Annotated in this window: 20 protein-coding genes and 1 pseudogene; 11 read left to right on the top strand and 10 right to left on the bottom strand. The window is 74.0% G+C overall.

Annotated elements, in window-relative coordinates; all coding sequences use genetic code 11:
- The first annotated feature begins 3 nt into the window (after nt 1–3).
- The 3 genes from paaC to paaE are packed head-to-tail and all read left to right on the top strand — an operon-like array spanning nt 4 to nt 2,488.
- Complete coding sequence (gene paaC, locus ACRWND_RS14165; protein WP_431949098.1) at nt 4–861, top strand: 1,2-phenylacetyl-CoA epoxidase subunit PaaC; 858 nt, start codon at nt 4–6, stop codon at nt 859–861.
- Entirely contained in the window at nt 858–1,379 is a 522-nt protein-coding gene (gene paaD / locus ACRWND_RS14160; RefSeq protein WP_431949097.1) for a 1,2-phenylacetyl-CoA epoxidase subunit PaaD, read from the top strand. Before paaC ends, paaD begins: the two co-directional genes overlap by 4 nt.
- Nucleotides 1,379–2,488 carry a 1,2-phenylacetyl-CoA epoxidase subunit PaaE gene (paaE, locus tag ACRWND_RS14155; protein ID WP_431949096.1) on the top strand — a complete coding sequence of 370 codons (1,110 nt, stop codon included), beginning with the start codon at nt 1,379–1,381 and terminating at the stop codon, nt 2,486–2,488. Before paaD ends, paaE begins: the two co-directional genes overlap by 1 nt.
- Before the next feature lie 240 nt (nt 2,489–2,728).
- Here paaE and ACRWND_RS14150 read toward each other — a convergent pair whose 3' ends face one another.
- From ACRWND_RS14150 to ACRWND_RS14135, 4 genes are all read right to left on the bottom strand, one after another.
- Nucleotides 2,729–2,863, bottom strand: coding sequence for a CsbD family protein (locus tag ACRWND_RS14150; protein ID WP_431949144.1), 135 nt, complete (start codon nt 2,861–2,863; stop codon nt 2,729–2,731).
- The gene (locus ACRWND_RS14145; RefSeq protein WP_431949095.1) at nt 2,817–3,698 is read right to left on the bottom strand and encodes a ribonuclease BN; all 882 of its coding nucleotides are present in this window, start codon (nt 3,696–3,698) and stop codon (nt 2,817–2,819) included. The genes ACRWND_RS14150 and ACRWND_RS14145 overlap by 47 nt, the downstream gene beginning before the upstream one ends.
- 222 nt (nt 3,699–3,920) lie before the next feature.
- Nucleotides 3,921–5,015: an iron-containing redox enzyme family protein gene (locus ACRWND_RS14140; protein ID WP_431949094.1), complete on the bottom strand. Its 1,095-nt coding sequence runs from the start codon at nt 5,013–5,015 to the stop codon at nt 3,921–3,923.
- Between the two features lie 1,003 nt (nt 5,016–6,018).
- Entirely contained in the window at nt 6,019–6,480 is a 462-nt protein-coding gene (locus ACRWND_RS14135) for an SRPBCC family protein (protein WP_431949093.1), read from the bottom strand.
- A gap of 200 nt (nt 6,481–6,680) precedes the next feature.
- On the opposite strand from ACRWND_RS14135, the gene ACRWND_RS14130 reads away from it, so the two are divergent.
- From ACRWND_RS14130 to fxsA, 6 genes are all read left to right on the top strand, one after another.
- Nucleotides 6,681–9,089 (top strand): SpoIIE family protein phosphatase, encoded by a 2,409-nt coding sequence (locus tag ACRWND_RS14130; protein ID WP_431949092.1) that lies wholly within the window; start codon nt 6,681–6,683, stop codon nt 9,087–9,089.
- 458 nt (nt 9,090–9,547) lie between these two features.
- On the top strand, nt 9,548–9,988 hold the full coding sequence (locus ACRWND_RS14125) for an Lrp/AsnC family transcriptional regulator (protein ID WP_431949091.1): 441 nt from the start codon (nt 9,548–9,550) through the stop codon (nt 9,986–9,988).
- A gap of 185 nt (nt 9,989–10,173) precedes the next feature.
- The gene (locus ACRWND_RS14120) at nt 10,174–11,724 is read left to right on the top strand and encodes an amidohydrolase (protein ID WP_431949143.1); all 1,551 of its coding nucleotides are present in this window, start codon (nt 10,174–10,176) and stop codon (nt 11,722–11,724) included.
- A 786-nt stretch (nt 11,725–12,510) separates the two neighbouring features.
- Nucleotides 12,511–14,172 carry an apolipoprotein N-acyltransferase gene (gene lnt, locus ACRWND_RS14115; protein WP_431949090.1) on the top strand — a complete coding sequence of 554 codons (1,662 nt, stop codon included), beginning with the start codon at nt 12,511–12,513 and terminating at the stop codon, nt 14,170–14,172.
- Nucleotides 14,169–14,963, top strand: coding sequence for a polyprenol monophosphomannose synthase (locus ACRWND_RS14110; RefSeq protein WP_431949089.1), 795 nt, complete (start codon nt 14,169–14,171; stop codon nt 14,961–14,963). Before lnt ends, ACRWND_RS14110 begins: the two co-directional genes overlap by 4 nt.
- A gap of 43 nt (nt 14,964–15,006) precedes the next feature.
- Nucleotides 15,007–15,651 (top strand): FxsA family membrane protein, encoded by a 645-nt coding sequence (fxsA, locus tag ACRWND_RS14105; protein ID WP_431949088.1) that lies wholly within the window; start codon nt 15,007–15,009, stop codon nt 15,649–15,651.
- Nucleotides 15,652–15,713: 62 nt separating this feature from the next.
- On the opposite strand, the gene ACRWND_RS14100 is transcribed toward fxsA, so the two are convergent.
- The 3 genes from ACRWND_RS14100 to ACRWND_RS14090 form a co-directional block, all read right to left on the bottom strand.
- Nucleotides 15,714–16,088, bottom strand: a complete 375-nt coding sequence (locus tag ACRWND_RS14100) for an RNA polymerase-binding protein RbpA (protein WP_431949087.1) — start codon at nt 16,086–16,088, stop codon at nt 15,714–15,716.
- Nucleotides 16,089–16,344: 256 nt separating this feature from the next.
- The gene (locus ACRWND_RS14095) at nt 16,345–17,778 is read right to left on the bottom strand and encodes an MFS transporter (protein WP_431949086.1); all 1,434 of its coding nucleotides are present in this window, start codon (nt 17,776–17,778) and stop codon (nt 16,345–16,347) included.
- A 164-nt stretch (nt 17,779–17,942) separates the two neighbouring features.
- Entirely contained in the window at nt 17,943–18,974 is a 1,032-nt protein-coding gene (locus tag ACRWND_RS14090; RefSeq protein WP_431949085.1) for a hypothetical protein, read from the bottom strand.
- 1,304 nt (nt 18,975–20,278) lie between these two features.
- Here ACRWND_RS14090 and ACRWND_RS14085 point away from each other — a divergent pair.
- The gene (locus tag ACRWND_RS14085; RefSeq protein WP_431949084.1) at nt 20,279–20,890 is read left to right on the top strand and encodes a class F sortase; all 612 of its coding nucleotides are present in this window, start codon (nt 20,279–20,281) and stop codon (nt 20,888–20,890) included.
- 27 nt (nt 20,891–20,917) lie between these two features.
- Here ACRWND_RS14085 and ACRWND_RS14080 read toward each other — a convergent pair whose 3' ends face one another.
- Both ACRWND_RS14080 and ACRWND_RS14075 read right to left on the bottom strand, forming a co-directional pair.
- Nucleotides 20,918–21,706, bottom strand: a complete 789-nt coding sequence (locus tag ACRWND_RS14080) for a glycerophosphodiester phosphodiesterase (RefSeq protein ID WP_431949083.1) — start codon at nt 21,704–21,706, stop codon at nt 20,918–20,920.
- A pseudogene (locus ACRWND_RS14075) lies at nt 21,703–22,342 on the bottom strand (YczE/YyaS/YitT family protein). The gene ACRWND_RS14080 and the pseudogene ACRWND_RS14075 overlap by 4 nt, the downstream one beginning before the upstream one ends.
- 98 nt (nt 22,343–22,440) lie before the next feature.
- Between ACRWND_RS14075 and ACRWND_RS14070 the strand changes: the two are divergent.
- Nucleotides 22,441–23,931: a PLP-dependent aminotransferase family protein gene (locus ACRWND_RS14070; protein WP_431949082.1), complete on the top strand. Its 1,491-nt coding sequence runs from the start codon at nt 22,441–22,443 to the stop codon at nt 23,929–23,931.
- Nucleotides 23,932–24,002: 71 nt separating this feature from the next.
- On the opposite strand, the gene ACRWND_RS14065 is transcribed toward ACRWND_RS14070, so the two are convergent.
- Nucleotides 24,003–24,389, bottom strand: coding sequence for a hypothetical protein (locus tag ACRWND_RS14065; protein ID WP_431949081.1), 387 nt, complete (start codon nt 24,387–24,389; stop codon nt 24,003–24,005).
- Nucleotides 24,390–25,380: the final 991 nt, after the last annotated feature.

Here is a 25,380-nt window from a genome sequence, read left to right as displayed (position 1 = left end):
GGCATGAGCGACGAGCACGTCTACCTGTCCCTGGCCGAGGGGCACGAGGACAGCGACGCCCGCTGGGCCTTCGGGACCGGCTTCCAGGACCCTCTGCACGGCGTGGACACCGCCCTGCCGGCGGGCGTGGACGCCGCGGTGCTGGCCGCCCGCTGCCTGGCGCTCGGCGACGACGCCCTGATCGGCGCCCAGCGCCTGGCCGAGTGGTGCACCCGTGCGCCCGAGCTGGAGGAGGAGGTCGCCCTCGCCAACATCGGGCTCGACCTGCTCGGCCAGGCCCGCCTGCTCTACTCCCGCGCGGGCCAGGTGGACGGCACCGGCCGTGACGAGGACGCCTACGCCTACCTCCGGGACGCCCCCGACTTCCGCAACGTGCGCCTCGCCGAACTGCCCTGCGGGGACTTCGCGTTCTCCGTCGCCCGGCTGCTCGTCACGTCCAGCTGGCGGCTCGCCGTCCTCGAGCGGCTCGCCCGCACCGCCCAGGACCCGGTGCTCGCCGCCATCGCCGCCAAGGGCGTCAACGAGGTGACGTACCACCGGCAGTACGCCGCCGAGTGGACGGTACGGCTCGGCGACGGCACCGAGGAGTCGCACCGCCGGATGCGGGCCGGTCTGGGACAGGTCGCCCCCTACCTGGAGGAGCTCTTCACCGCCGCAGCGACCTGCGGTGCCGAGCCGGCCGAGGTGCGGGACGAGGTGGCCGGCGTTCTGCGGCAGGTCACCGAGGCCGCCGGGCTGCCCCCGGTCGAGGCCGAGCCGCTGCCCGGCCACGGCCGCGAGGGCGATCACACCGAGCACCTCGCGCCGCTGCTCGCGGAGTTGCAGGGCGTCGCCCGCGCACACCCGGGAGCGGTCTGGTGAGCGCCGCGACCGCGCCCGCCGACGCGCACCGGGCGGCCCGCGTGGCCGCCGAGGTGCCCGACCCCGAGCTGCCGATGCTGACCCTGGCTGACCTCGGCGTCCTGCGTGACGTCGACGTCCGCCCCGACGGCACCGTCGTGGCAGCCCTCACCCCCACCTACTCGGGCTGCCCCGCCATGGCGGAGATGCGTGCCGACGTGGCGGCCCGGCTGCGCGCCGCCGGTTTCCCCCGGGTCGAGATCCGCACCGTCCTGGACCCGCCGTGGACGACCGACTGGATCACCGCCGAGGGCCGCCGCAAGCTCGCCGCCCACGGCATCGCACCCCCCGGGCCGGCGCCGCGGCGCCCCGCCGGCCCAGTGCCGCTCCTTCTCACCGCCACCCGGCGCGCCGTCGCCTGCCCCCGCTGCGGATCAGCGGACACCGAGGAGACCTCACGCTTCGCCGCCACCTCCTGCAAGGCCCTGTGGCGCTGCCGTGCCTGCCGCGAGCCGTTCGAGTACGTCAAGGAGATCTGATGGCACCGACCCTCCCCGTCCCGCAGGCGCCGGCCCCGCGGGTCCGCCGCCGCCCGGCCTTCCACGCCCTGCGGGTCGCCGCGGTCGAGCCGCTCTGCGAGGACGCGGCCGCCGTCAGCTTCGACATACCGCGCGAGCTGGCCGCGGAGTTCGCCTTCGCGCCAGGGCAGTCCCTCACGCTGCGCCGCGAGATCGACGGGCGCGACGAGCGGCGCTCGTACTCCATCTGCTCTCCGGTCGGCACCGCCCCCCGCATCGGGGTGCGCGTCGTGCCCGGCGGGCTCTTCTCGGCCTGGCTGGTGCACGAGGTGCGGCCGGGGGACACCGTCGAGGTCATGGGGCCCACCGGGGCCTTCACCCCCGATCTGGCCGAACCCGGGCACCATGTGCTCATCGCGGCGGGCTCCGGCATCACCCCGATGCTCTCCATCGCCGAGTCCGTCCTCGCCGCCGACCTCGCCTCCCGAGTCACGCTCTTCTACGGCAACCGGCGCACCGACACGGTCATGTTCGCCGACGAACTCGCCGAGCTGAAGGACCTGTACCCCGCCCGGTTCCAGCTCGCCCACGTGCTCTCCAGAGAACCACGCGAGGCCGAGGTGCTCTCCGGCCGCCTCGACGCAGGACGGCTCGCCACCCTCGTCGAGGGTTTCGTCGACGTCCCGAACGCCGACCACTGGTGGCTGTGCGGCCCCCACGGCATGGTCGTCGACGCCCAGCAGGTCCTTGCCGGCCTCGGCGTCCCCGGCGACCGGGTGCACCAGGAGCTGTTCTACGCGGACGACGAGCCCGTCACCCCGGTGCGCCATGAGGACGTCGCCGCCGAAGGACCGGTCAGCCAGGTCACCGTCGTCCTCGACGGCCGCACCACCACGGCCGCGCTGCCGCGCGATCGCAGCGTCCTCGACGGCGCCCAGCGCACTCGCCCGGATCTTCCCTTCGCCTGCAAGGGCGGGGTCTGCGGCACCTGCCGGGCGCTCGTCACCGACGGCAAGGCGGAGATGCGCCGCAACTTCGCCCTCGAGACGGCCGAGGTCGACGCGGGCTATGTGCTGACCTGCCAGAGCTATCCGGTGTCCGACACGCTGACGGTGGACTTCGACAGCTGACGTCTCAGGGGCTGAGGTTCTGCGCGCGCCGACGTCCCATGAGCCGGCGCCTGGCCGCCGCCGGACCGGCTCCCGCCGCAGGGCGGACCGACCGATCGCGAACATCCTGCCGCTCGGAGGCGGTTCGGTCGGCACTGGCACCGGCACACGCACATCGGCCGACGGGACGTGCTACGCCCCGCCGGCCGACGGACTTCCCCCGAACGGCGAACCCACGAACGCTGTGCGGGTGGGCCGCCATCACTGGTCGAGAGTGTCCTTGCCCTTCTCGACGACCTGCTTGGCATCGCCCTTGACCTGGTCGGCCTTGCCCTTCATCCGAAGGCTCTCATCGCCGGTCAGTTTCCCCGCGGCCTCCTCGACCTTGCCCTTCATCTTCTGGCCGGTGTTCTCGGCCTTCTTCTCGGCACCCATGGGGTTCTCCTTCCGGGAGTCGCTCTGCGCTGCCCTCCGCCTGCCCTGAAGGTGTGGAAGGAAACCAGGTGCCCGGATTCTGCAGATGGCGTCCCAGCAGCGCGCCCCCGAACACCACGAAACCCACCCCGATGAGCCAGCACTGGACGATGAGCACCGTGCCGACGGCGCCGTAGGAGACGGCATTGGTCACGATCAGCGGGGCGAACACGTAGGAGGAGAAGACCCGCAGTCCGATGAGGCCGGCCATCGTCACGAGTGCCCCCGGCACCAGCGCCGGCCACGGCACCTTCCCGGCCAGCAGGAAGTACTGCCCCCACCAGAAGAAGGCGAAGCCCAGCACGACGGCAGTGCCGCCGCGGAACACCGTGTCCGGCCACCCCTCGCCCAGCACCGCCCCGCTCTGCGCCTCCGCGAACAGGTACGCCGTCAGCGCGGCCAGCCACACCGCCCGCCGCCACACGTGGTGCCATGGGGTGGGCGGCACCTGCCAGATCCGGGTGTACCCGACCTCGACACACGCGGCGAAGGAGAGGCCGAACAACGCCAGCGCCAGGAGGCTCAGACCGCTCGTGCTGCTGATCACCGCGCCGGGGGTGGCGAACACGTCCTTCACGGCCTGCGCCGGCTCGGCCGACAGTCCCATGCCGTCGACGAGCCACTGCGCGAAGCCATAGCCGTGGAAGGGCACCGCGGCGGCCACCACGATGAGCAGCGGTACGAGCGTCACCAGACCGAGTGCCGCGAACCCCATGGAGCGCTGCAGCAGCTCCAGTTCGCCCCCCTGGAGCCACATGTGGCCCGCCCGGGAGGCCCGCCAGGACCGGTAGGGATGCCGGAGCCACCGGGCCGCCCCTCCTGCCATCGCGGGGCCTCAGCGGACGGCGGCGCCGGCCGCCATGCGGCGTGCCGTGCCCGCCCGGGTCCCCGGGGCTGCTGGGCGCATCGCTCGACCTCCTTGCTCAGGCCTCTGGGGTGCACTTTACCCGGATGATCCTGGCGAACCAGGTGATACCGATCAATCAGGGCAAGGGGAGTGGAGGGGCCCGTCGGGCGGACAGTGCTGCCCCGGCTCGAGGCGCAGCGATGTGCGCCCGGCCCGCCACGCGTTCAGCAGGTGCTCCTCCAGGCGCCCCTCCAGCAGCGCCGTGGCGCGGACCCCCAGCAGGACGTCGGCGGTCAGGCCGGGCTCGCGGGCCAGCAGATCGCCGATGACGTCGTGGCGCATCACCTGCTCGTGGACCGCGTCGGCCTCGATGTGCTCCGCGTAGAAGTGCCGGCAGGCCGCAGCGCCGCCGAGCCGGTCGATCGCCTCCACCGTCCGGCGCGCTGACGGCGAGGTGCCGATCTCTGCGGCGGCGAAGTGCCCCACGAGCGCTCCCCGCAGTTCCCGGTGCAGGCCCATCCAGGACATCACGTTCACGGTGGCGAGAGTGACGGCCGGCACGGCGTCCACGTAGTGCCCGTACGAGGCGTCCAGCCCGGCGCCCCGGAGCAGGTCGGCGTAGAGCCGCGCATGGACGCGCTCGCCGCGCCCGCCCCCGAACTCGTCGTACTCGACGGCCACCAGCGAGGCTTTCGCCTGACCGGTGAGCCTTGGAATGACCCAGGCCTGCGGATCGGCCTCCTTGAGCTGGTAGACCGACCGGTGCACGAAGAACTCCCGCAACTGCTCCCAGGTGCCCTCGTCGCGCAGGAAGTACGACACGCCGCGAGCGTCGCGGGGCTCGCACAGCAGCCCCTCCAGTTCCCGGTCGAGGGCGTCGCGGGCCTCGCCTCCTTCGGGACCCGGCGGCAGGTCGGCGCGGATCGCCGCCCCGAAGGCGCGCTCCATGGCGCCGCGCAGCCCCAGCAGCCCGGGATCCCACTCCCAGCCGGGATCCACCCCGGCGAAGCCCCGGTAGTGCAGCTCGTAGCAGACGTGCAGGGCCAGCTGCAGGTCCTCGCCGTAGGGATCGGCATCCTCCAGCGCCCCGGCGGCCGGTGCCGGCGATGTTCCCGGCGGGCCGGCGGTGAGGGCGCCGAGCACGGCGCGGGAGAGGGGGCCGCGCGCCGCGGGCAGCACCGGCTCAGTGGTCCGGGGAACGGTCGAGGGGTAGCGGACCGCGTCCATCGGGTCCTCCGTCGGTCGGTGCGGTGATGTCACGGAGCAGGTCGCCCGCAGTTGCCCCTGCCCGGTGTCGCCGGGGGCATGCGGCCGTCGGGCGCCGTCTGCCCGATCGGCGTGTCCACCCCGGTGCGCTTCCCGCCCGCGCTGCCGGTCGGGGCCGCCGCCCGGCAGCGCGGGTGCGGCCAGGCGGCGCGGACGAAGGGCAGGTCGCCGGTGTGCTCCAGCGCGGGCGCGACGCGTTCGCGTAGTTCCCTCGGTTCCCCGCGGAGCGCGGTGGCGGCACGCAGGTTGTGCGGACGGGCAACGGGATGTCGTGGCGGCCCGGGGGCATCCACGGGCGGCCGATCAGAGCGCGACGGCGGTGAGCCGCGGCATCATGCGCGGTGCCGGGACGCCCCGAGAGAGGTCTTCGAGGCGCGGTGCGCACCAGCGCCCGTGTGGGGGCCGTCTGCAGCGCCGTCCCCTCGGCGGCACCACCCAGCCCGTCCGCCGCCCGGCCCTCGACGTTCGGCAGCCGGGGTGGGGTGGGGGCCTGCCGGCCGGCAGGTGATGGCGCGGGGTCCGCCCCCGCGCCAGCGGGTCGACCTCGCTGTCGGGTTCGGCAGCCGAGGCGAACAACGGTGGGATCCCGGAACCTGGGAGACGCGCCTGGTCCAGTACGCGCCGGTTGGCCTGACCGGAGTCCCGGTCGCGGTGGTACGGCGAGTCGACCGACAGCGCCGGCCATGTCGGCGGCCGGTGGCGACACCCGTGGGTGGCCCATCGCTCTGCGCGGCCCCACATCGTGCCGCAGCGTGACGCCCGGGGCCCGCGCAGACACGCCGGGCCCCGGGCGGCGGACTCCGGTCGACCAGCCGTCCGCTGCCGGGACCGGCCAGCAGGCTCCTCCTCGACCTCGAAGGCCGGACCGCCTGCCGGAGCCCGGTCGCGCACGTTGCCCGTGCACCCCACCCCGGAGCGGCGGGGGAGCCCGTCGGCGTCGTCGGCCGCGGGCCGTTCGCCGCGGTCATCCACCGGGGGCGACCCGACCCCGCCAGGCCCCCGACTCGCTGCCCCGTTCCTCGATGTAGTGCTTGAACCGCCGCAGGTCGCCCCGCGCCCGCCGGTCGAGGACGCCGAGCGCGTCGGCGGCCTTCTCGGCGAGCCCCGAGGTCTCCACCTGCATGGCGAGATTGACCCGGGTGTGCGACGGGTCGATCTCCTGGAAGGTCACGACGCCCCGTTGCCGGATGTCCCCGCTGACCGTGCGCCAGGCGACGCGTTCGTCCGCCAGCTGGTCGACGATCTCCGTGTCGAACTCCCGGCGGGCGCCGGCGATGTTCGTCACCCAGTGGTTGTGCCGGTCGTCGATCTGGGTCACCTGCTCCACGCCCTCCATGAAGTGCGGGAACTCCTCGAACTGGGTCCACTGGTTGTACGCGGTGTGCAGCGGGACGCCGACGTCGACGGATTCGCTGATCGTGCCCATGGATGCGCTCCTTTCGAACGACGCGAGGATCGTCGTCGGATCGGCTTCCCGCAGCGGATGCCCCTAATCTTCCCCGTCCGGCGGCGCGGGCCAGGGCGGTCGCCCCCCGAGGCCCTCGGCGGCCGCAGCGCTCGAACGCCCGGGGCGGGGGCGCCCGGCGCGGGACTTCGCCCCTGGCGTGATTGTGCGATGCTCACAGAGTGGGCCACGACGAAGTCGCCTCGGCGTCCGGTGGCCGGCCGTCCGAGCGCTCCGCGGCCGACCAGCTGGCTCGTACGGTTGCCCGGCTGCGCGCCGAACTCGACGAGGAGCGGCTCGCGGCGCCCGCACGAGCCGCGGCCGAACGGGCCCGGGGCGTTCTCATGGGCCGCCTGGGGCTGGGGCCCGGCGCCGCACAGGAGGAACTGCAGCGGCGCGCGAACCGGGCCGGCCGCACCGTTCTGGAGGAGGCCTGGGCGATCCTCGGCGGCATCCAGTCGTCCCGCGTCGCACGCACCCCGGCGCGGCAGCGACCCGACCCGCTTCCCGAGGCCGGCACACCCCCGCCGACGCCGTCCGGCGACCCGCGCTCCGCCTTCACCTCCTCGCGCTACACCTCCCTGCACCGCCCCTCGCCGCCGTGCCCGCCGGGGCCCGGCGGCGCCCGTACCTCCGGGGGCGTCGCGGAGGAACTGACGTGGCTGCTCGTGGGACAACTCGGGGAGACCGCGGACGTCGACGCCGTCCTGCTCTACACCAGCGCACCGGCGGGCGGGCTCGACCTGGTCGCCCACTGCGGCATCGACGCCGGCATCGCCTGCGCCTGGGGCCACCTGCCGCCGCTGGCGGCGCTGGCACCGGTGGAGGCGGTCCGCCTCGGCCGCCCGGTGTGGCTCTCCGGCCTCGACAAGGACGGCGCCGACCGCGTCCTCCTCGGCGACCGTCCCGGCACGTGGGCCTCCCGGGCGTGGCTGCCGCTGCACCGCGGCGAGGACGTCGTGGGCGTGGTGGGCTTCTTCCGTGAACGCTCCGACGACTTCGACACCGCCGACCGCGCGCTGCTGACCGCCGCCGCACGGGCCTGCGCCGGCTGCCTGTCGCCCGCCCCCGCCGCCACCTGGCCGTCGACCGTGCAGGCCGTCCTGGACACCCTGTACGAGGCGACGGTCCTCCTCGTCCCCGTACGCGGTGTGGAGGGCGAGGTGACGGACTTCCGCATCGAGGCGGCCGCCCCCGCGTCGGTGGACGTGGCCGGCCGTACGGGGCGCGAACTGGTCGGCCGGCGCCTCCTGGAGTGCTATCCGACGGTGGCCGGCACCCCGCTGTGGCAGGGGTACCTGCGAACCCTGGCGACCGGTGAACCCTATGAGACAGAGCCCTTCGAGTACCACGAGGTGGCCGCGGGCGTACCGCGCAGCTCCACCTACTCCGTGGCCGCTGTACGCCTGGGCGACGCCCTGGTCGTCTCCTGGCTGCGGCTCGACACGGCCGACCGCGAGGTCCAGCGGTTGCGCCGGCTCCAGCACCTGGGCAACCTCGGCTGGACCGACTGGGATCTGGTCACCGACACCCTGAGCTGGTCACCGCAGGTGTACACGGTGTTCGACCGCGACCCCGAGCTCGGGCCCATGCCGCTCGACGAGCTGCCCCAGCACCTCTTCCCCGAGGACGTGCCCGCCGTCGGCGCCGCGGTGCGCGCGCTGCTCGAACGGGGCGAACCGGTCGACGCGCCGTTCCGCATCCGTACCCCCCACGGGACCCGCCACCTGCGGATGGTCGCCGAGGCCGACACCGACGCCGAGGGCACGCCCGTGGTGGTGCACGGCTTCTTCCAGGACCTGACCGCCCTGCGCCACGGTGAGATCGCGCTCGACGAGGCCCACCGTGCGTTCAGCACGCAGCAGCGGAGCCTCAACGCCGAGCACATCCTCGCGCAGCGGCTGCAGCGCGCCCTGCTGCCCGTCCCCGAGGAGCCCCTCGAACTGGGCGGCGTCAGCTGCGACGTCTCGTACCTGCCGGCCGAGAGCTCGATCCAGATCGGCGGTGACTGGTTCACCGCCCTCGCCCTCCCCGACGACTCCGTGCTGCTGGCGGTCGGCGACGTCGCCGGCCACGGTGTGGAGGCCGTCGCCACGATGGCCGGACTCCGCCACGGCGCCGAGGCCATGGCCCTGAGCGGCACGCCCCCGCACCGGCTGCTGGAGCGCCTCAACCAGGTGCTCATGAACTCCGGCTCCGCCACCGCCACGATGGTCCTCGCCCAGTACCGGCCCGGTGAGGGCGTGCTCACCTGGGCCCAGGCAGGGCACCTCCCCGTGCTCCACCTGCGTGGTGGCCGCGCCGAGTACCTCGAGCGCCCCAAAGGCCGCATCCTGGGCGCCGGCCGGGACAGCACGTACGGCATGTGCGAGACCCGTCTGCACGCCGGGGACCGGCTCTTCCTCTTCACCGACGGCCTCATCGAGCGCCGTGACCAGGAGATCGACGCCGGACTGGCCGATCTCGCCCGCGTCGCCGAGCGGGTCGCCACGGAGGACTGCACCACGGTCGCGGCCGCCCTCACACAGGCGCTGGGTCCCGCGAACCCGCGCGATGACACGTGCCTTCTCTGTGTGCGCGTCTGCGCGTGAAGCCGTGAGCGGAACCGGGGCCCGGGGCGTGAGCGGAGGCCGTGTGCGCCGCCCCTGCCGGGGCCGACCACCGAGCGCTGCGACCGGGAGATCGATTCCGGACCGGCCGCTCGCGCCCGTGTCGCCGAGCAGCGGTGCCGCGGAGGACTGCGCAATGGTCGGCCGCCCTCACACAAGGCCGCGGGTCCCGTGATCGTGTGCGCGTCTGCGCGTGAAGCCGTGAGCGGAACCGGGGCCCGGGGCGTGAGCGGAGGCCGTGTGCGCCGCCCCTGCCGGGGCCGAGGTCATCCGGAGGGCGAGCGGCGGGGCGGCGCGTTCTCCCAGGCCGCGGCGCCGGCCACGGGGGGCCTGGGGCTGCCCAAGGCCCAGGGCCTCCGCCCGCCACCCGGCAGCGCGGCCCGGGCGGACAGGGCGGCCGGATACCGCCGCCGACCGGGGACCCTGTAGGTTCTTGCGCTGTGGAGGAGCTGGACCGGCAGATCGTGGAACTTCTCGTGGCCGACGGGCGCATGAGCTACACCGACCTGGGCAAGGCCACCGGCCTGTCCACCTCCGCCGTGCATCAGCGCGTCCGGCGCCTGGAGCAGCGCGGGGTGATCCGCGGGTACGCGGCGGTCGTGGACCCGGAGGCGGTGGGGCTGTCGCTGACGGCGTTCGTCTCGGTGAAGCCCTTCGATCCGAGCGCTCCCGACGACATCGCCGACCGGCTGGCCGAGGTGCCCGAGATCGAGGCATGCCACAGCGTCGCGGGCGAGGAGAACTACATCCTCAAGGTCCGGGTGGCGACCCCGATCGAGCTGGAGCACCTGCTCGCGAGGATCCGCACCCTGGCCGGGGTCTCCACCCGCACCACGGTCGTCCTCTCCACGCCGTATGAGGCGCGCCCACCGCGCGTCTGATCCGAGGGGCCCGGGCGGCCCCCGACCCACCGCACCATCCCGTCTCCCGCCCCTGCCGGGGCCCGGGCGGGCCCAACATCATCGCGAGGCGAAACCCAGTGCCGCACACCACGAACGAGCCGACCACCACCGTGCTGCTGCGCGGCGGCGACGTCTACAGCCCTGCCGACCCCTTCGCGACGGCCATGGTCGTCGACGGCGGCACGGTCGCCTGGGTCGGCTCCGAAGGAGCCGCGGAGTCCTATGCGGCGGGCGTCGACGAGGTGATCGACCTCGGCGGGGCGCTGGTCACCCCCGCCTTCACCGACGCCCACGTGCACACCACCGCCACCGGCCTGGCCCTGACCGGCCTCGACCTGGCCGCCGCCCGGGACCTGGCCGACGCCCTCGACCGGGTCGGCGCGTACGCGCGCGCCAACCCCGGCCACCGGGTGCTGCTCGGCCACGGCTGGGACGAGAGCCGCTGGCCGGGACGCCGCCCTCCGACCCGCGCGGAACTGGACGCGGCGACCGGCGGCCGTCCCCTGTATCTGACGCGTGCCGACGTCCACTCGGCCGTCGTCACCACCGCCCTGCTGGCCCTGGCCCCCGGGGTCGAGGGCATGGCCGGCCACGACCCCGAGGGGCCGCTCACCCGCGACGCCCACCACGCGGTACGGCGCGCCGCGTACGCCGCCGTCACGCCCGAGCAGCGGGCCGCGGCCCAGCGCGCCGCCCTCGACCACGCCGCCTCGCTCGGCATCGGCGCCGTCCACGAGTGCGCGGGTCCGGACATCTCCTCCGAGGACGACCTCACGGCGCTGCTGCGGCTCGCCGCGGCCGAGCCCGGGCCGCGGGTGTACGGCTACTGGGCCGAGGCGGTGACCGGCGCGAAGGACCTCGAGCGGATCCGTGACCTGGGTGCCGTCGGCGCGGGCGGCGACCTGTTCGTGGACGGCTCCATCGGCTCCCGCACGGCCTGCCTGCACGCCCCGTACGCCGACGCTCCGGCCGTCGCGGGCACCGCCTACCTGGACGAGGCCGCGATCGCCGACCACGTGGCGCTGTGCACCGAGGCTGGGGTGCAGGCGGGCTTCCACGCGATCGGCGACGCCGCCGTGGCCGCCGTCGCCGAAGGGGTGCGCGAGGCCGCCCGCCGGGTGGGCCTGGAGCGGGTGCGAGCGCTGCGGCACCGTGTGGAGCACGCCGAGATGATGACCGAGGACACCATCGCCGCCTTCGCGGACCTGGGCCTGGTCGCCTCCGTGCAGCCCGCCTTCGACGCGGCCTGGGGCGGCGAGGACGGCATGTACGCGCGGCGGCTCGGCGCCGAGCGGGCACGCACCATGAACCCCTTCGCCGCCATGACCCGGGCCGGTGTGCCGCTCGCTCTCGGATCCGACGCTCCGGTCACCCCGCTCGACCCCTGGGGCACCGTGCGCGCCGCCGCCTTCCACCGGACCCTCGAGCACCGCATCTCCGTCCGAGGCGCCTTCAACGCCCACACCCGCGGCGGCTGGCGCGCGGTCGGCCGCGACGAGGCGGGCGTCCTCGTGCCCGGCGCACCCGCCGACTACGTGGTGTGGCGGGCCGGCGACCTCGTGGTCCAGGCCCCCGACGAGCGGGTCGCCAACTGGTCGACCGACCCCCGCTCGGGCACTCCCGGGCTGCCCGACCTCACTCCGGGGCTGCCGCTGCCCACGGCGTTGCGCACGGTGGTGGGCGGCCGCACCGTCTTCGCACGGCCTAACGAGTGACGGGTCGGCGGCCGATGCCTCCGAAGGGTTCTCCGTCGGGATGGCGTCGAACTGTTTCCGGCCTCGCTTGACCTGCTGATTCATTCGATCCGCGCAGGTCAAGCGGCTTTTGACAGGCGACCGTCGGGGGCGAGTAGGTTCGGCCGGGTCCACCACCGGACGTCCGACCGGATCTCCCTGCGCCGACGGTCGCAGCTGGGCCACGGGGCGTCGTGCCGTACGGCGCGGGCCACTGTGCCAGGTCCAGCGCTCGCGGCACGGAACGCGGTCCGCCCCGGCGGGAGGCGCCGCCCGGTCGGCAGGTGTGACCCGGGAGGGGCCCGGACGCCCAGTAGACAACGGCCTTGTCGCCGACCCGCAGCCAGCGGGTCCCAGGTCGGCCCGAAGGGCGTTCCGGGCCCCGAGCAGTTCGGACGGCGGGATCACCGGCAGGCCGCCCGCGCCCGGACACCGGAGGCTTCCCACACCGGAGGCGTTTCCCGCACCGCACCGGAGGCGCCGTGCCGCCGAGCCGGCCGAGCGCCCGCCGCCCCGCGCGCAGGGGCGATGCCCGGGTCCGCCGGCCCGTCCTCAGCCTGCGCCGGGGCGGGCGCCGCATGTGCGTGAACCCTCCGCACCTCCTGCCGCGCACGTTCGTGAAGCCCCCGCGCACGCCCCGCGAAGCCGCTGCTCCGGACCGCTGCCGGGCCCGCCGTGGAGGCTTTGCCCGCCCGGGGTCCACGGGGTAGGGCCGACCACGGTACGGTCACTCTCACACAGTGACCACCTGCAGGAAGGCCGCGAACCTTGCGACCGCGCTCCGACGCTGCACCGGCCTCCGCCGCGCCGCCCGCGACGTCCATAGAACCGCCGCCGCCGCCGACCGACCCGCCGCCCGGCCGCACGGTCCGCGCGGTGCGCACCGTGCGGGCGAACGCCAGGCGGTCGGCGCTCGCCGCGCTGTGCGGCCTGGCCTTGGCGCTCGCGTTCCCCCCGTACGGGGTGTGGCCGCTGTCGGTCGCGGCGGTGGCGGGTCTGGCGCTGCTCATCCGAGGCCGTAGCGCCCGGCAGGGCGCATGGCTCGGCTTCGCCTTCGGGCTGCCCTTCTTCGTCTGGCTCCTGGTGTGGCTGCGGGTGATCGGCTGGGACGCGGTCGTGGGCCTGTCCGTGATCGAGGCCGCCTTCGTCGCCGTGCTGGGTGCGGGTCTGGCGGTCACCTCGCGGCTGCGCGCCTGGCCGCTGTGGGGCGCCTGCCTGTGGGTGGCGGAGGAACTCGCCAGGGACCGGCTGCCGTTCGGCGGCTTCCCCTGGGGGCGCCTGGCCTTCGCCAACACCGCCACTCCCTTCACGCCGCTCGCCGCGCTCGGCGGCGCGCCGCTGGTGACCTTCGCCGTCGCGCTGTGCGGCTTGCTGCTGGCGGCGTGCGCGGTCGCCGTGTGGCGGCTGCGCAGGGGCCCGGTCGTCTTCGGTCCGCGGCGCTTCGTGCCGGCCGGGACGGCGGTGGTGCTGGCCGGGGCCACCCTCGCCGCCGGTTTCGCGGTACCGGCGCCCACCGCGGCCGACGACACCGTCCGGGTGGCGGTCGTGCAGGGCAACGTCCAGCAGCCGGGCATGCACTTCCTCGGCCGCCCCCTGAAGATCCTCACCAACCACGTCGACGCGACCCTGAAGCTCGCAGAGGACATCAAGGCCGGCCGCGCTCCCCAGCCGGACCTGGTGATCTGGCCGGAGAACTCCTCCGACATGGACCCGTTCTCCGAGCCCCAGGCCTACGCCCTGATCACCAAGGCGGTCCGGGCCGTCGGCGTACCCGTCCTCGTGGGCGCCCTGGTCGACGGCCCCGACGCGGACCACGTGCAGAACGAGGGCATCGTCTGGGACCCGGACAACGGCCCCGGCGACCACTACACCAAGCAGCACCCTGTGCCCTTCGGTGAGTACGTGCCGTTCCGCCGGCAGCTCACCAAGGTCATCAAGCGGCTCGACCAGGTCCCGCGCGACTTCTACCCGGGCAAGGGCAGCGGCGTCCTGCAGATCGGCCCCGCGAAGCTCGGTGACGTCATCTGCTTCGAGGTGGCGTACGACGGGATCGTCCGCGACACCGTCGCCGCGGGCGCCCGAGCCCTCGTCATCCAGACCAACAACGCCACCTACGGCCGCACCGGCCAGCCCGAGCAGCAGTTGGCGATGTCCCGGCTGCGCGCCGTGGAGCACGGCCGCGCCGTGGTGACGGCCGCGACGAGCGGCATCACCGCCGTCGTCGCCCCCGACGGGCGGATCGAGCAGCAGACCGCTGAGTTCACACAGGCCGTGCTCAGCGCCCGGCTGCCGCTCCGCGACGATCTGACCGTCGCCGACCGCGTCGGCTCGGCTCCCGAATGGACCCTCGCTATGGTGGGCCTTCTGTCCTGGGCCGCAGCGATCATGCTGGGCAGGCGAGGACGTACCGAGACGGAGGAACAGCAGTGAGCGATGGCGGTGGGGTCACCCGCGGCGCGGGCCAGGGGAGGGCTTTCGGGCCGCTCGGCTCGGTTCTCGTGATCATCCCGACGTACAACGAGGCCGACAACGTCAAGCCGATCGTGGCACGGGTCCGCGCGGCTGTGCCCGACGCGCACGTCCTCGTCGCCGACGACAACAGTCCCGACGGCACCGGCAAGCTCGCGGACGAACTGGCGGTCTCCGACGACCACGTCCATGTGCTGCACCGCAAGGGCAAGGAGGGGCTGGGCGCCGCCTATCTCGCGGGCTTCCGGTGGGGCATCGAGCGGGACTACGGCGTGCTGGTGGAGATGGACGCCGACGGCTCGCACCAGCCCGAGGAGCTGCCGCGCCTGCTGACCGCCCTCAAGGGCGCGGACGTGGTCCTGGGCTCCCGCTGGATCCCCGGCGGCCGGGTCGTCAACTGGCCCAAGACCCGCGAGTTCCTCTCCCGCGGCGGCAGCACCTACTCGCGACTGCTGCTCGACGTGCCGCTGCGCGACGTCACCGGCGGCTACCGGGCGTTCCGCAAGGAGACGCTGCTGGGTCTGGGCATGGAGGAGGTGGCCTCCCAGGGCTACTGCTTCCAGGTGGACCTGGCCTGGCGCGCGGTCAGGTCCGGCTTCCATGTCGTCGAGGTCCCCATCACCTTCGTGGAGCGGGAGCGCGGCGACAGCAAGATGAGCCGGGAGATCGTGGCCGAGGCGCTGTGGCGGGTCACCGCCTGGGGCGTGGGCTCCCGTGTGAAGCGGCTGGCGTCCGGGCGGCGCCGCGGCTGACGGGCCCTTCGGGCTCCGGCGGGGAGCAGGCACAATGGTGCCTATGACGATCAGTTCCCCGCCGCCGGGCGGCCCCCGGCACCCCGGCGGTGACGCGCGCCCGCAGCGGCGTTCCCGCGCCGCCCGGTGGATACCTCTGGGTGCGGCCGCCTACGCGCTGCTGGAGATCTGGCTGCTCACCCTCGTGGCAGGGGCGGCCGGCGGGCTCACCGTGCTGCTGCTTCTCGTGGCGGGCTTCGTGTGCGGGGCCCTGGCCGTACGGCACGCCGGACGCAGCGCATGGCGGGCGCTGAACGAGGCGATGCGCCCCGCGGGACCGGAGCGGGAGCGGGCCGGTGCGGAGCGGAACGCCTCCGATGCGGGCAGCGGCGGCGGCACGGCACCCGTCATGATCGGCGGCCTGCTGCTGATGGTGCCCGGGCTCATCTCGGACGTGGCGGGGCTGCTCCTGCTCTTCCCGCCCACTCGTTCCCTGCTGACGAAGGCCGGTGCCCGCGCTCTGGACCGACGGGCCTCCGCGGCCCGCGGGCGGGGCGCCGGCCCGGGCTCACTGGGCGACCTCTTCGCCCAGGCGCGCGCCGCCGAGGAGCAGATGCGCATCCACCGGCCCGACGGCAAGGTCATCCAGGGCGAGGTCGTCGACCACGGCCCGTGGCGGGACGACGAAAACCCCGGGCCGCGGCACTGAGGCCACGCTCGCCCGGGGCGCACGTCTGCGGGCCCGCCCCTCACGGGCCCCCTCTTCTTCTGTCAGGCGCTCTTGCGGTTGTCGCGCGGATGCACCGCGATGTTCATGGCGCCGGAGCGCAGGACCGCGAGACGCTCGGCCAGCACTTCCTCCAGCTCCTCGACCGTGCGCCGCTCCATGAGCATGTCCCAGTGCGTGCGCGCGGGCTTGCTCGTCTTCTCTTCCGGGCCTTCCCCATCGACCAGGAGCGCGATCTGGCCGCAGGCGCGGCACTCCCACTCCGGCGGAATCTCGGCCTCCACCGAGAACGGCATCTCGAATCGATGTCCGTTCCGGCATGCGTACTCAACGGTCTGGCGCGGTGCCAGATCGATGCCGCGGTCGGTCTCGTAGCTCGTCGCCCCGAGTCGCGTGCCGCGGAGAGCTCGCTCACTCATGAATCGTGCCTCCCGGGCTGTGTCGCCCACAGGACAGGTGTCGCTGTCGTCGTCATCCGGTCAACGTCCGGTCGGCGGTGAAGATTCCCGTTCTCGGGAGGTGCGTCGTCCGTCGTGCCGCCCCTTTTTGTACCCATCGACGCCCCTTTTGTCACATCTAGCGAGAGATGTCACCCTGCGTTCTGGTACCCTTAGCGCGCAGTAACGGGCCGTTCGACGGCCAGCGGTGTACACTACCGCGCCGCACCCCTTCGCACTAAATCGTCTCGGGGACCGGATTGCCCGCGGCCGCCACCGCCCGCCGCATCGGCACCCTCGCCAGCAGCACGAAACCGATGACGAAGAAAACCACCAGGGACACGATCGCGTACCGGTAGCTCCCGGTCAGCTGGTACGTCAGCCCGAACAGCAGCGGCCCCAGCCAACTGGTGCCACGGTCGCTGATCTCGTACACCGAGTAGTACTCGGCCTCCTTGCCGCGCGGGATCAGGTGCGAGAAGAGCGAACGGGACAGCGCCTGGCTGCCGCCGAGGACCATCCCGATGGCCGCCGCCAGACAGAAGAACGCCACCGGCTCGCCGGCCGGCAGGAAGAAGCCGGCCCCGATCGTCAGCGTCCAGGCCAGGAGCGAGCCGAGCACCGTGCGGCGCGCCCCGTACCGTGCCGCCAGCCGGCCCAGCAGCAGCGCGCCGAAGACGGCCAGCACCTGCACCAGCAGGATCGCGCCGATCAGGGCTGTCTCGTCCAGCTCCAGCTCCTCGGAGCCGTAGAGCGAGGCCTGCGAGATCACGGTCTGGATGCCGTCGTTGTAGACGAGGTACGCCAGAAGGAAGGCCAGGGTGAGCTTGTGGCGGCGCATGTCCCGGACTGTGCCGATGAGTTGGCGCCAGCCCTGGCGCAGCGAACCGCCCCTGGCGTCGGCGGAGGGCCGCCCGCCCGGCGCGGTGTCGCGCAGCCGCGTCAGCGGGACGAGGGTGAAGGCCGCCCACCACAGGCCGGCCGCGGCCAGGCAGATCCGCACCGCCATGCCCTTGGAGACGCCGACCGCGTCGTGCCCGAGGAACAGCGCCAGATTGGCGACGAGCATCAACGCGCCGGCCGCGTAGCCGAACGCCCATCCCCGCGAGGAGACCGCATCGCGCTCGTGCGGGGCGGCGATCTCCGGCAGGAAGGCGTTGTAGAGGACCATGGCCGCCGCGAACGCCACATTGGCGACGATCAGCAGGCCGCCGCCGAGGAGGTAGCGGTCGCCGGTCACGAAGAACATCGCCGTCGTGGCCGTGGCGCCGATGTAGGCGAACACCCCGAGCAGCGCCTTCTTGCGGCCCGTCCGGTCGGCGACGGCCCCGGCGAGCGGCATCACCAGCACCGACAGCAGTACGGAGGCGGAGACCACGTACGCGAAGTAGGCCCCGGCGCGTGCCGGTATGCCGAGCGGGTGGACATAGCCGTCCGGGCCTGCGGCCGCCTCCGCGATGTCGGTCAGGTACGGCCCCAGGAAGACCGTGATCACACTCGTGGAGAAGACCGAGTTGGCCCAGTCGTAGAAGTACCAGCCGCGCTGTGCGCGCCGCCGCTCGTGAGCCGGGGTGGCCGTGCCGTCCTGCACCGCCGTGTCCCGCGCCTCGCCCGTGGTCACCCGTGGCTCCTGCCGATCCGTGTCGTGGGCTGTGCCGATGTGATCGGTCATGATGCCATCCACGGCTGGGGCGGGGGAGGGGGTCCAGTCGCCGGATTCGGGTGTTCATCCGGCGGACGACTTCCGTCCGCCCCGCCGGGCACGGAACTGCCCCGCGGGCGCCTCGCGGGGATCGACGGCAGGGGATCGGCCCGCGTCGCGGAGCCTCGCGGAGATCAGCCGCGAAAGCCGTTCTCGCGGCGGCGGCGCAGCAGGTAGGCGCCGGCGGCGGTACCCGCGACGATGAACGAGGCGCCGAGCAGGGTCTCGGGGAGGTTCATGCCGAGGGCGCCGCCGAAACCGGTGTCGGGGCCGTCGCCGTAGTCGCCGTACCCGTCGTCGCTGTCATGACCGCCGCCGTTGTGGCCGCGACCGTAACCGCCGCTGCCGTCGTCGTACCCGTCGTCGCTGTCATGACCGCCGCCGTTGTGGCCGGGACCGTAACCGCCGCTGCCGTGGCCATGGCCGTCCCCCTGGTCCCGGCCGCCCTCGTCGTCGCCGTCCCCGGCGTTCGGGGATGCGACACGGAGGACCTCCGAGCCCGCTTCGGAGCCGAGGGTGGGGCTGGTGCAGGTGACGACGATGATGTACGTCCCCGGTTCGGCGGTCTGCGGGATCGTGAAGGTGGCGGACAGGCCCGTCGTGGTGGGCGTGGTGACCGGGAGGGGGTTGAGGAAGAGCCGCTCCGGGGACGACACGGCCGTCGCGGTCGCGTCGACGGCACGACACGCCGCCGTGTTCGCGTGCAGGGTGACGGGTTGACCGGGTTCCGCGGCATCGGGGATGACGTCGACTTCGCTGCTGGTGCCGGAGCCGTTGGCGCCGGCGCGGCCGTCGCCGCCTTCGCTGGTGATGATGGCGACGCCTGGAGTGGAGCGGAGGTCGCTGGTGTCGGGCGAGGTGCCGGTGACGGGGACGAATCCGGTGAGGGGGGTGCCGGCGCCCGGGACCGTACCCGTGACCGCGCCCGGAACGGTGTCCGTCATGGTGCCGACGCCCGGGACCGCGCCCGCGACCGTGCCGGTGAGGGACTCGGCGCCCGCGACCGCCCCCGTGGTCGTGTCCGTGGCGGTGCCGGTGCCGGTGACCGGGTCGGCGGTGTTCTTGCTGCCGTTGTCGCCGCTGTTGCCGGCGATGGCCGGCGACACCGGGAGAATAGCGGCTGCGACCGTCACGGTCGCAGCCGCGAGGATGCGTGAACCGCGCATGGGGTGGACCTCCTTGACGGACGGGGCGGGCGGAGCCCGGAGAGCGCCGCGACACCAACTGCGACCGCGTCCTTGACAACGTCCATCTGACGAGCGCGGGCCCGGCCATGCACCTGGGAACCGGAACCGGCTTTCCGCCGGACGGGGCATGCGGATCGCGGCCGTGCTGGTGTCGCCGCAGGTCGGAGCCCTGCGCGTGCCGGGTCAGCGAAATGTGAGGACGTCGTCCATCAGGTGATCGCCACCATGTCCCGTCTCTGCGACACCTCGTCACCTGTCACACCATCAGCCGATGCTTCGTCAGGCTCCTGCCGTGCACCGGCCGAGGGCGGGCGGGGACCGGCCGGAGGCTGCCGCGTTGTCGCTGCCGTCGAAGGGGCGGTGCGCCGCCTGGGTCCCCTCCGTCGCGGTGGGGCGTGCGCCTGATACAGGCCGAGCGTCGCTGCGGCCACCGGGCACGTCCCGCGCGATCCGGCGCGCGGGGATGTCGTCTGGGTGTTCGGGTCGGGGAACGCCATGATCGGGGCCGCGCCTACGCGGCGCAGCGCCAGTTGGCCCTGCTGCCGCAGCGGTCCCACTCGATCGGGTGGGGCGCGGATTGCCCGGTTAGCGATGATCCATCAGTGTTTGACGCATACTTCGGTTTACCATCATTTATGACGGACTGTCACTCATGACTGACCGGTCGGAGCTGAGGGACTGCGATGCTGCGAAACTTCGGGGACCACACCACTCCCGTGCCCTGGTACGGACAACCCGACGCCTGGTACGGGCAGCCCGACCCGTGGTTCGGCCAGCCGTTCGTGCCAGGGCACACCGCCGACGCCGCTCGGGCGCCCGCCCGGCCGGCCGGCGCGCCTCAGCCCCCGGCCCGAGCCCGGCCCGCCGACGCGGCGAGCGCGGCGGCGGGGAAGCCGGCCGCGAACGCGAAGAAGAAGAGGAAGGGCAAGCCGACCGCGAAGGCGCCTGCCCCGCCGAAGCGCGCGACGGCACGGACGGCGCCGACCGACGCGAGCCCCGCGGCGCCGGCGCTTACGAAGACCGCTGCCCCGGCGCCTGCGAAACGGTCCGCGGCCGATCCCGCGAAGCCGCCCGCAGCGGTCCCCGCGAAGCCGCCCGTGGCGAAACCCGTGAGGCCCGGGACGTCCAGGCAGCCCAGGAAGTCCGCGGCGCGTGGCGGACCGGGGGCGCCGACCCGCCGTCAGCCGGCGCGCGGCCCCGGCCGTCCGGGCAGCGGCGCCGCCGCACGCCCGGCGGCCGGGGGTCCCGGCCAGCTGAAGCTCACACGGCGCGGCCGCGGCGCGGTGGGGGTGCTCGTGTGCTCGGTCCTCGTCACCGGGGTGGTGCTCACCGTCCAGGGTTTCATCGGGACGGACGGCCCGCCCCAGCCCTCCGCGGCCTCCGCGGCGCTCTCCGACGCGGCCGCGATCAAGGCGCCGCCGCCGCTCCCGCCCGCCCAGCCGACGCGCATCCGCATCCCCGCCGTGAGCATCGACGCACCGATCATGAACGTGGGCCTCGACAGCCGCGGCGTGATCGCGGCGCCCCCGCTGGAGAAGGCGGGTGAGGCCGCATGGTTCAAGGACTCGGTCAGCCCGGGGGCCAGGGGCTCGTCGGTCATCGTGGGGCACGTCGACAACGAGAGCGGACCCGCGGTCTTCTACAGCCTCGGGGCGCTGAAGAAGGGGTCGACCATCGACGTCGTCCGCGACGACGGCACCACGGCGATCTTCACCATCTACGGCATCGAGGTGTTCACCAAGGCGGAGTTCCCCGGCAAGCGCGTCTACGGGGACACCAAGGACCCCGAGCTGCGCGTGATCACCTGCGGCGGCACCTACAGCAAGAGCTCCGGCTACTCGGGCAACGTCGTGGTCTTCGCCCGCATGTCGAAGACGAAGGAGGCCAAGGTGTGACGGGTGCCGGCGGCCCGCCGCCGGCGGTCAGGACCACGCGCCGCGCTCGGTGAACACCGCGCGCAGGGCGTCCAGCCGATCGGTCATGATCCCGTCCACGCCGAGGTCCAGCAGGGCACGCATACGGGCCTCGTCGTTGATGGTCCACACGTGCACCTGCAGGCCCAGCCGGTGCGCCGCCCCGATGAAGGCGGGGTCGACGATCCTGATGCCGTACGCCCGCTCGGGCACCTGCACGCAGACCGCGCCGCGCCTGCGGGCCGCAGCGACGAGCAGGCGTACGGCCGCACGGCCGCCTCGGGAGAGCAGCCGCAGGTCCGCCACTCCGCGGGTGCCGAGCGAACTTGCCAGCCGCGGGCCGCCCAGCGCGCGGGCCCGCACCAGCCGGGCCTCGGAGAACGAGCCCACACAGACTCGGTCCCACGCGCCGGCCCGGCGCACGGCATCCAAGAGGGGCTCGACCGAGGCGTCCGTCTTGGCGTCCACGTTCCAGCGGGCGTCCGGGAACTCCTCCAGCAGTTCCTCGAAGAGCGGCACCGGTTCGCGCCCGGCCACGCGGGCCCGGCCCACCTCGCTCCACGGCAGGTCCGCGATCCGCCCGCGCGCGTCGGTGACCCGGTCCAGGGACGCGTCGTGGAAGGCGACGAGCACGCCGTCCGAGGTGAGGTGGACGTCGGTCTCCAGGTAGCGGTAGCCGAGGCCCACGGCCCGCCGGAACGCCCAGGCCGTGTTCTCCAGGCCGTCCGCGGTGCCCCCGCGGTGGGCGAAGGCGATCGGGGCCGGGCTGTCCAGGTACGGATGGCGTGTGTCGCTCACTCCGGCAGTATGGCGCGCCCCTCCGCGGGATCCGCCAGCGGGCGGCCCCCGCGGGCGACGACCGTCGAGTCGGCCGTCGAGTCGTCCTCCGCCCGGGACCGCGGCAGTTCGAACCGGCGCAGGAAGAACTGGGCGAGCGGACCGATCGACACCGCGTAGACGACCGTGCCCACGCCGACGCTGCCGCCGAGCGCGAATCCCGCCGCCAGCACGGTGACCTCGATCGCCGTGCGCACCAGGCGGATGGAGCGGCCGCAGCGGCGGTGCAGGCCCGTCATCAGGCCGTCCCGAGGGCCCGGGCCGTACCGGGCGGTGATGTAGAGCCCGGTCGCCACGCCGTTCAGCACGACGCCCGCCACCAGGAGCGGGAAGCGCGCGGCGAGTGCGTGCGGCTGGGGGAGCAGGGCCAGCGTGGCGTCCATCGACAGGCCGACGACGAGGACGTTGGAGACGGTGCCGAGCCCCGGCCGCTGGCGCAGCGGACACCGGTGTGCCGTGCGATGCCCTGGTGGAGGACGTCCCACGGGTCGAGGCCCAGCGCGGCGCGCACCTGCAGGGCCGCGCTCCCCCCCCGTAGAGGACCAGTCCCGCGTACAGGTGCACCAGCCGACGCGCCGTTCTGGATTGGCCCTCCATGGAATCCCCCTCTGGCGATGACGCGTGGATGAGCGACACTATGTGGCATGGTCGTGGGGGAAATCCATGGCCAATACGCGGAAGGTGGACCGGAGACCATGCAGCAGTGGACTGCAACCGTAGGCGTCACCCATCTCGCGCGCCTGCTCGAGCCCCGCCCGCCGCAACGGACCGCCGGCCGCCGCGTCCCCGCCTACCGGGGGCTCGCCGACGGCATCCGGGTCCTGGTCCTGGAGGGCCGTGTGCCCGTCGCGGCACGGCTGCCCGCGGAACGCGAGCTTGCCCTCGCCCTCGCCGTCAGCCGTACCACCGTCGCCGCCGCGTACGAGGCGCTGCGCGCCGAGGGATTCGCGCGGTCGCGGCGCGGCGCCGGCACCTGGACCGCCGTCCCGGAGGGCCACGCCCTGCCGACCCGCGGTCTGGAACCGCTGCCCCCGGAGGCCGCCGGCACCGTCATCGACCTCGGGTGCGCGGCGCTGCCCGCCCCCGAGCCATGGCTGACGCGCGCGGTCGAAGGCGCGCTGGCCGATCTGCCGTCCTACTCGGCCACCCACGGCGACTTCCCCGCCGGGCTGCCCGTGCTCCGCGAGGCCATCGCCGCGCGCTACACCGCGCGCGGCATCCCCACCCTCCCCGAGCAGATCATGGTGACCACCGGGGCCATGGGGGCCATCGCGGCCGCCGTGCGCCGTCTCGGCGCCCCCGGAGAGCGCGTGGCCGTCGAGTCCCCGAGCTACGCCAATGTCCTGGAGCTGCTGCGGGAGAGCGGCGCCAGGCTCGTCCCCGTCGCCATGCGCGAGCGTCTCGGCGGCTGGGACCTCGACGCGTGGAAGCGCGTCCTGCGCGACGCCGCGCCCCGCATGGCCTACGTCATGCCCGACTTCCAGAACCCCACCGGCACCCTCGTGCCCGACGACCAGCGCCGCGCCCTCGTCGAGGCCGCGCGCGCCGCCGGGACCGTCCTCGTCGCCGACGAGACCATGGCGGAACTCGCCCTCGACGCGCCCGCGTCCGTGCCGCGCCCGATGGCCGCCTTCGACCGCGGCGGCAGCGTCATCACCGTCGGTTCCGCGAGCAAGGCCATCTGGGCCGGACTGCGCATCGGCTGGGTCCGCGCCGCGCCCGAGGTCGTGCGCCGGCTCGTCAGCGCCCGCGCATACCTCGACCTCGGCTCGCCCGTCGTCGACCAGCTCGCCGTGGCCTGGCTGCTGCGCACCGGCGCCTGGGACGACGCGGTCGCCGCCCGGCGCGAACGGGCCCGCGCCCACCGGGACGACCTCGTGTCCGCCCTGCGCGAGCGGTTGCCGGACTGGCAGTTCGCGGTCCCGTCCGGCGGCATGACGATGTGGGTGCGCACCGGCGACGTCTCCGGCTCACGTCTCGCCGTCGCGGGCGAGCGCCTCGGTGTCCGCGTCCCCTCCGGTCCGAGGTTCGGTGTCGACGGCGCTTTCGAGGGGTACATCCGGCTGCCCTTCACCGTCGGCGGGCCCGTCGCGCGCGACGCCGTCGAGCGCCTGGCGACGGCCGCGCAGAGCGTCCGTGACGGCGGCGGGTCCGAGGGCGAGGGCGCGGGGCTCTTCGTGGCCTGACGCCTGACGCCTGGAGCCGGACGCATGGCGCCGGGGACGCGCTCCGGACAGGGCGCGGGCACGCCTACGGCTCAGCGTTCGTCCGGCAGTTCCGTGAGGCGGACCCGGAGTTCGACCTCCTGGTCCCCGGACACCGACCCCTGCTCCTCGAGGCGGAAGGAGTCGCTCAGCACCTTCTTGACCTCGCGCACATGACGGGGCCCGCCGGAGAGGTCCGCGATCAGCGCGCCGTCGAGGTGAACCGGACCGAGCTCGTGGCCATGGCTGCGGGTGTCCACGGAGGCGGCCCACACGGTCGGGTGCGAGGACCCGGGCCGGGGCTCCACGGCCTCGGTCAGCGACTCGCCGGGACGCGTCGGGAAGGCGGCCTCCAACGCGCTCAGCACCGCTCCGGCGTCCTGCTTCCCGCAGTCGGTGAGGAGGACGTCGACGTGGGAATTGGTGTGGTGGCTGCTCATCAGCGCTTCTCCTCTCGCGGGGGCACGGCGCGATCGCCGCCGCAAGCCGCTCCCCTCTTCAGCGTAGGACGGCGACCGCCCACCCGCAGCGGCCGCCGGGCACCTCGGCCCTCGGGCCGAGGCGGCTGCCACCGGCTCGCGGCGGCGGTGGTTCGGCGTCGGGCGCAGCCGTCGGCGGCCCTGCGGTGCCGTACGGCCGATCTGGCGAAGTGGATAGCGCTGCCACCGGCGGCGGCGACGGCGTACGGCGCGCCAGGGTGAGCGTTTCCTGTATCAAGGGGGTCATCGGATCCTCGCGGGCGTGCGGTCGACGGATTGTGGCTGCAGATGCCCGGAGGCATGGCTGCGGTAGGCCGGAGTGCGGCACCCATGGGGTGATGCTCACGCGGCGATCACCGCGGCGGCCGCTGTCTTGCGCAGCTAATGCAGCAGGACAGCGCTGTTGGTGAGGCCGAGCATCGAGTACGACTGGGGGAAGTTCCCCAACTGCCGCTGTGCGGCCGGGTCGTCGGCGAGCCGGATCGCACGGTCGACGGCCACCCATCACATGATCTTGGAGTGGGTGAGTTGCGTCGGCCGCCGCGGACCTCCCAGATCCCGTCGTCCGGCTTACGCCAGTGCGGCGGACGTAGTCAACGAGCTTCATGATCAGGTCCTCGGTGTTTTCTCACACCGGGCTACGCCGTGTTCGTGCGCCGGAGCCAGCGTTTCGGTGACCTCACCGGGCACGTCTAACTGCAGCTGGTCAACGGCCTCGTTGCCGACACGGACCGGGCGCGGGAACCTTCGTATCCAGGCAGCCGGTCCAGCTCGGGCATGTCGCGGCGGCCGTCAAGGCGGTACATGATCTGCAGGTTCCGGATCGCTGCCGAGCGTGCGCCGCAGCCACTGCCACAAACGCGATCGCCCTGTCGCGGGTCCGCAGCAGCGCGGACAGGGTGACTGCCGCGTCCCGCAGTCGTAGCGGTAGTAAAGTTGCGAACCCCGCCGA

The organism is Actinacidiphila sp. bgisy167, assembly GCF_965342175.1.
In the GTDB taxonomy this organism is placed as follows: Bacteria; Actinomycetota; Actinomycetes; order Streptomycetales; family Streptomycetaceae; genus Actinacidiphila.
This window is presented reverse-complemented; position numbering and strand designations above follow the sequence as displayed.

Coding starts and splice junctions, on each gene's coding strand:
- paaC (WP_431949098.1), top strand. CDS start 4: ATGAGCGACGAGCACGTCTACCTGTCCCTGGCCGAGGGGCACGAGGAC.
- ACRWND_RS14090 (WP_431949085.1), bottom strand. CDS start 18,974: ATGCGCGGTTCACGCATCCTCGCGGCTGCGACCGTGACGGTCGCAGCC.
- ACRWND_RS14070 (WP_431949082.1), top strand. CDS start 22,441: ATGCAGCAGTGGACTGCAACCGTAGGCGTCACCCATCTCGCGCGCCTG.
- ACRWND_RS14100 (WP_431949087.1), bottom strand. CDS start 16,088: ATGAGTGAGCGAGCTCTCCGCGGCACGCGACTCGGGGCGACGAGCTAC.
- ACRWND_RS14065 (WP_431949081.1), bottom strand. CDS start 24,389: ATGAGCAGCCACCACACCAATTCCCACGTCGACGTCCTCCTCACCGAC.
- paaE (WP_431949096.1), top strand. CDS start 1,379: ATGGCACCGACCCTCCCCGTCCCGCAGGCGCCGGCCCCGCGGGTCCGC.
- ACRWND_RS14095 (WP_431949086.1), bottom strand. CDS start 17,778: ATGACCGATCACATCGGCACAGCCCACGACACGGATCGGCAGGAGCCA.
- ACRWND_RS14120 (WP_431949143.1), top strand. CDS start 10,174: ATGGTCGTCGACGGCGGCACGGTCGCCTGGGTCGGCTCCGAAGGAGCC.
- ACRWND_RS14150 (WP_431949144.1), bottom strand. CDS start 2,863: ATGAAGGGCAAGGTCGAGGAGGCCGCGGGGAAACTGACCGGCGATGAG.
- ACRWND_RS14135 (WP_431949093.1), bottom strand. CDS start 6,480: ATGGGCACGATCAGCGAATCCGTCGACGTCGGCGTCCCGCTGCACACC.
- ACRWND_RS14145 (WP_431949095.1), bottom strand. CDS start 3,698: ATGTGGCTCCAGGGGGGCGAACTGGAGCTGCTGCAGCGCTCCATGGGG.
- ACRWND_RS14140 (WP_431949094.1), bottom strand. CDS start 5,015: ATGGACGCGGTCCGCTACCCCTCGACCGTTCCCCGGACCACTGAGCCG.
- fxsA (WP_431949088.1), top strand. CDS start 15,007: ATGACGATCAGTTCCCCGCCGCCGGGCGGCCCCCGGCACCCCGGCGGT.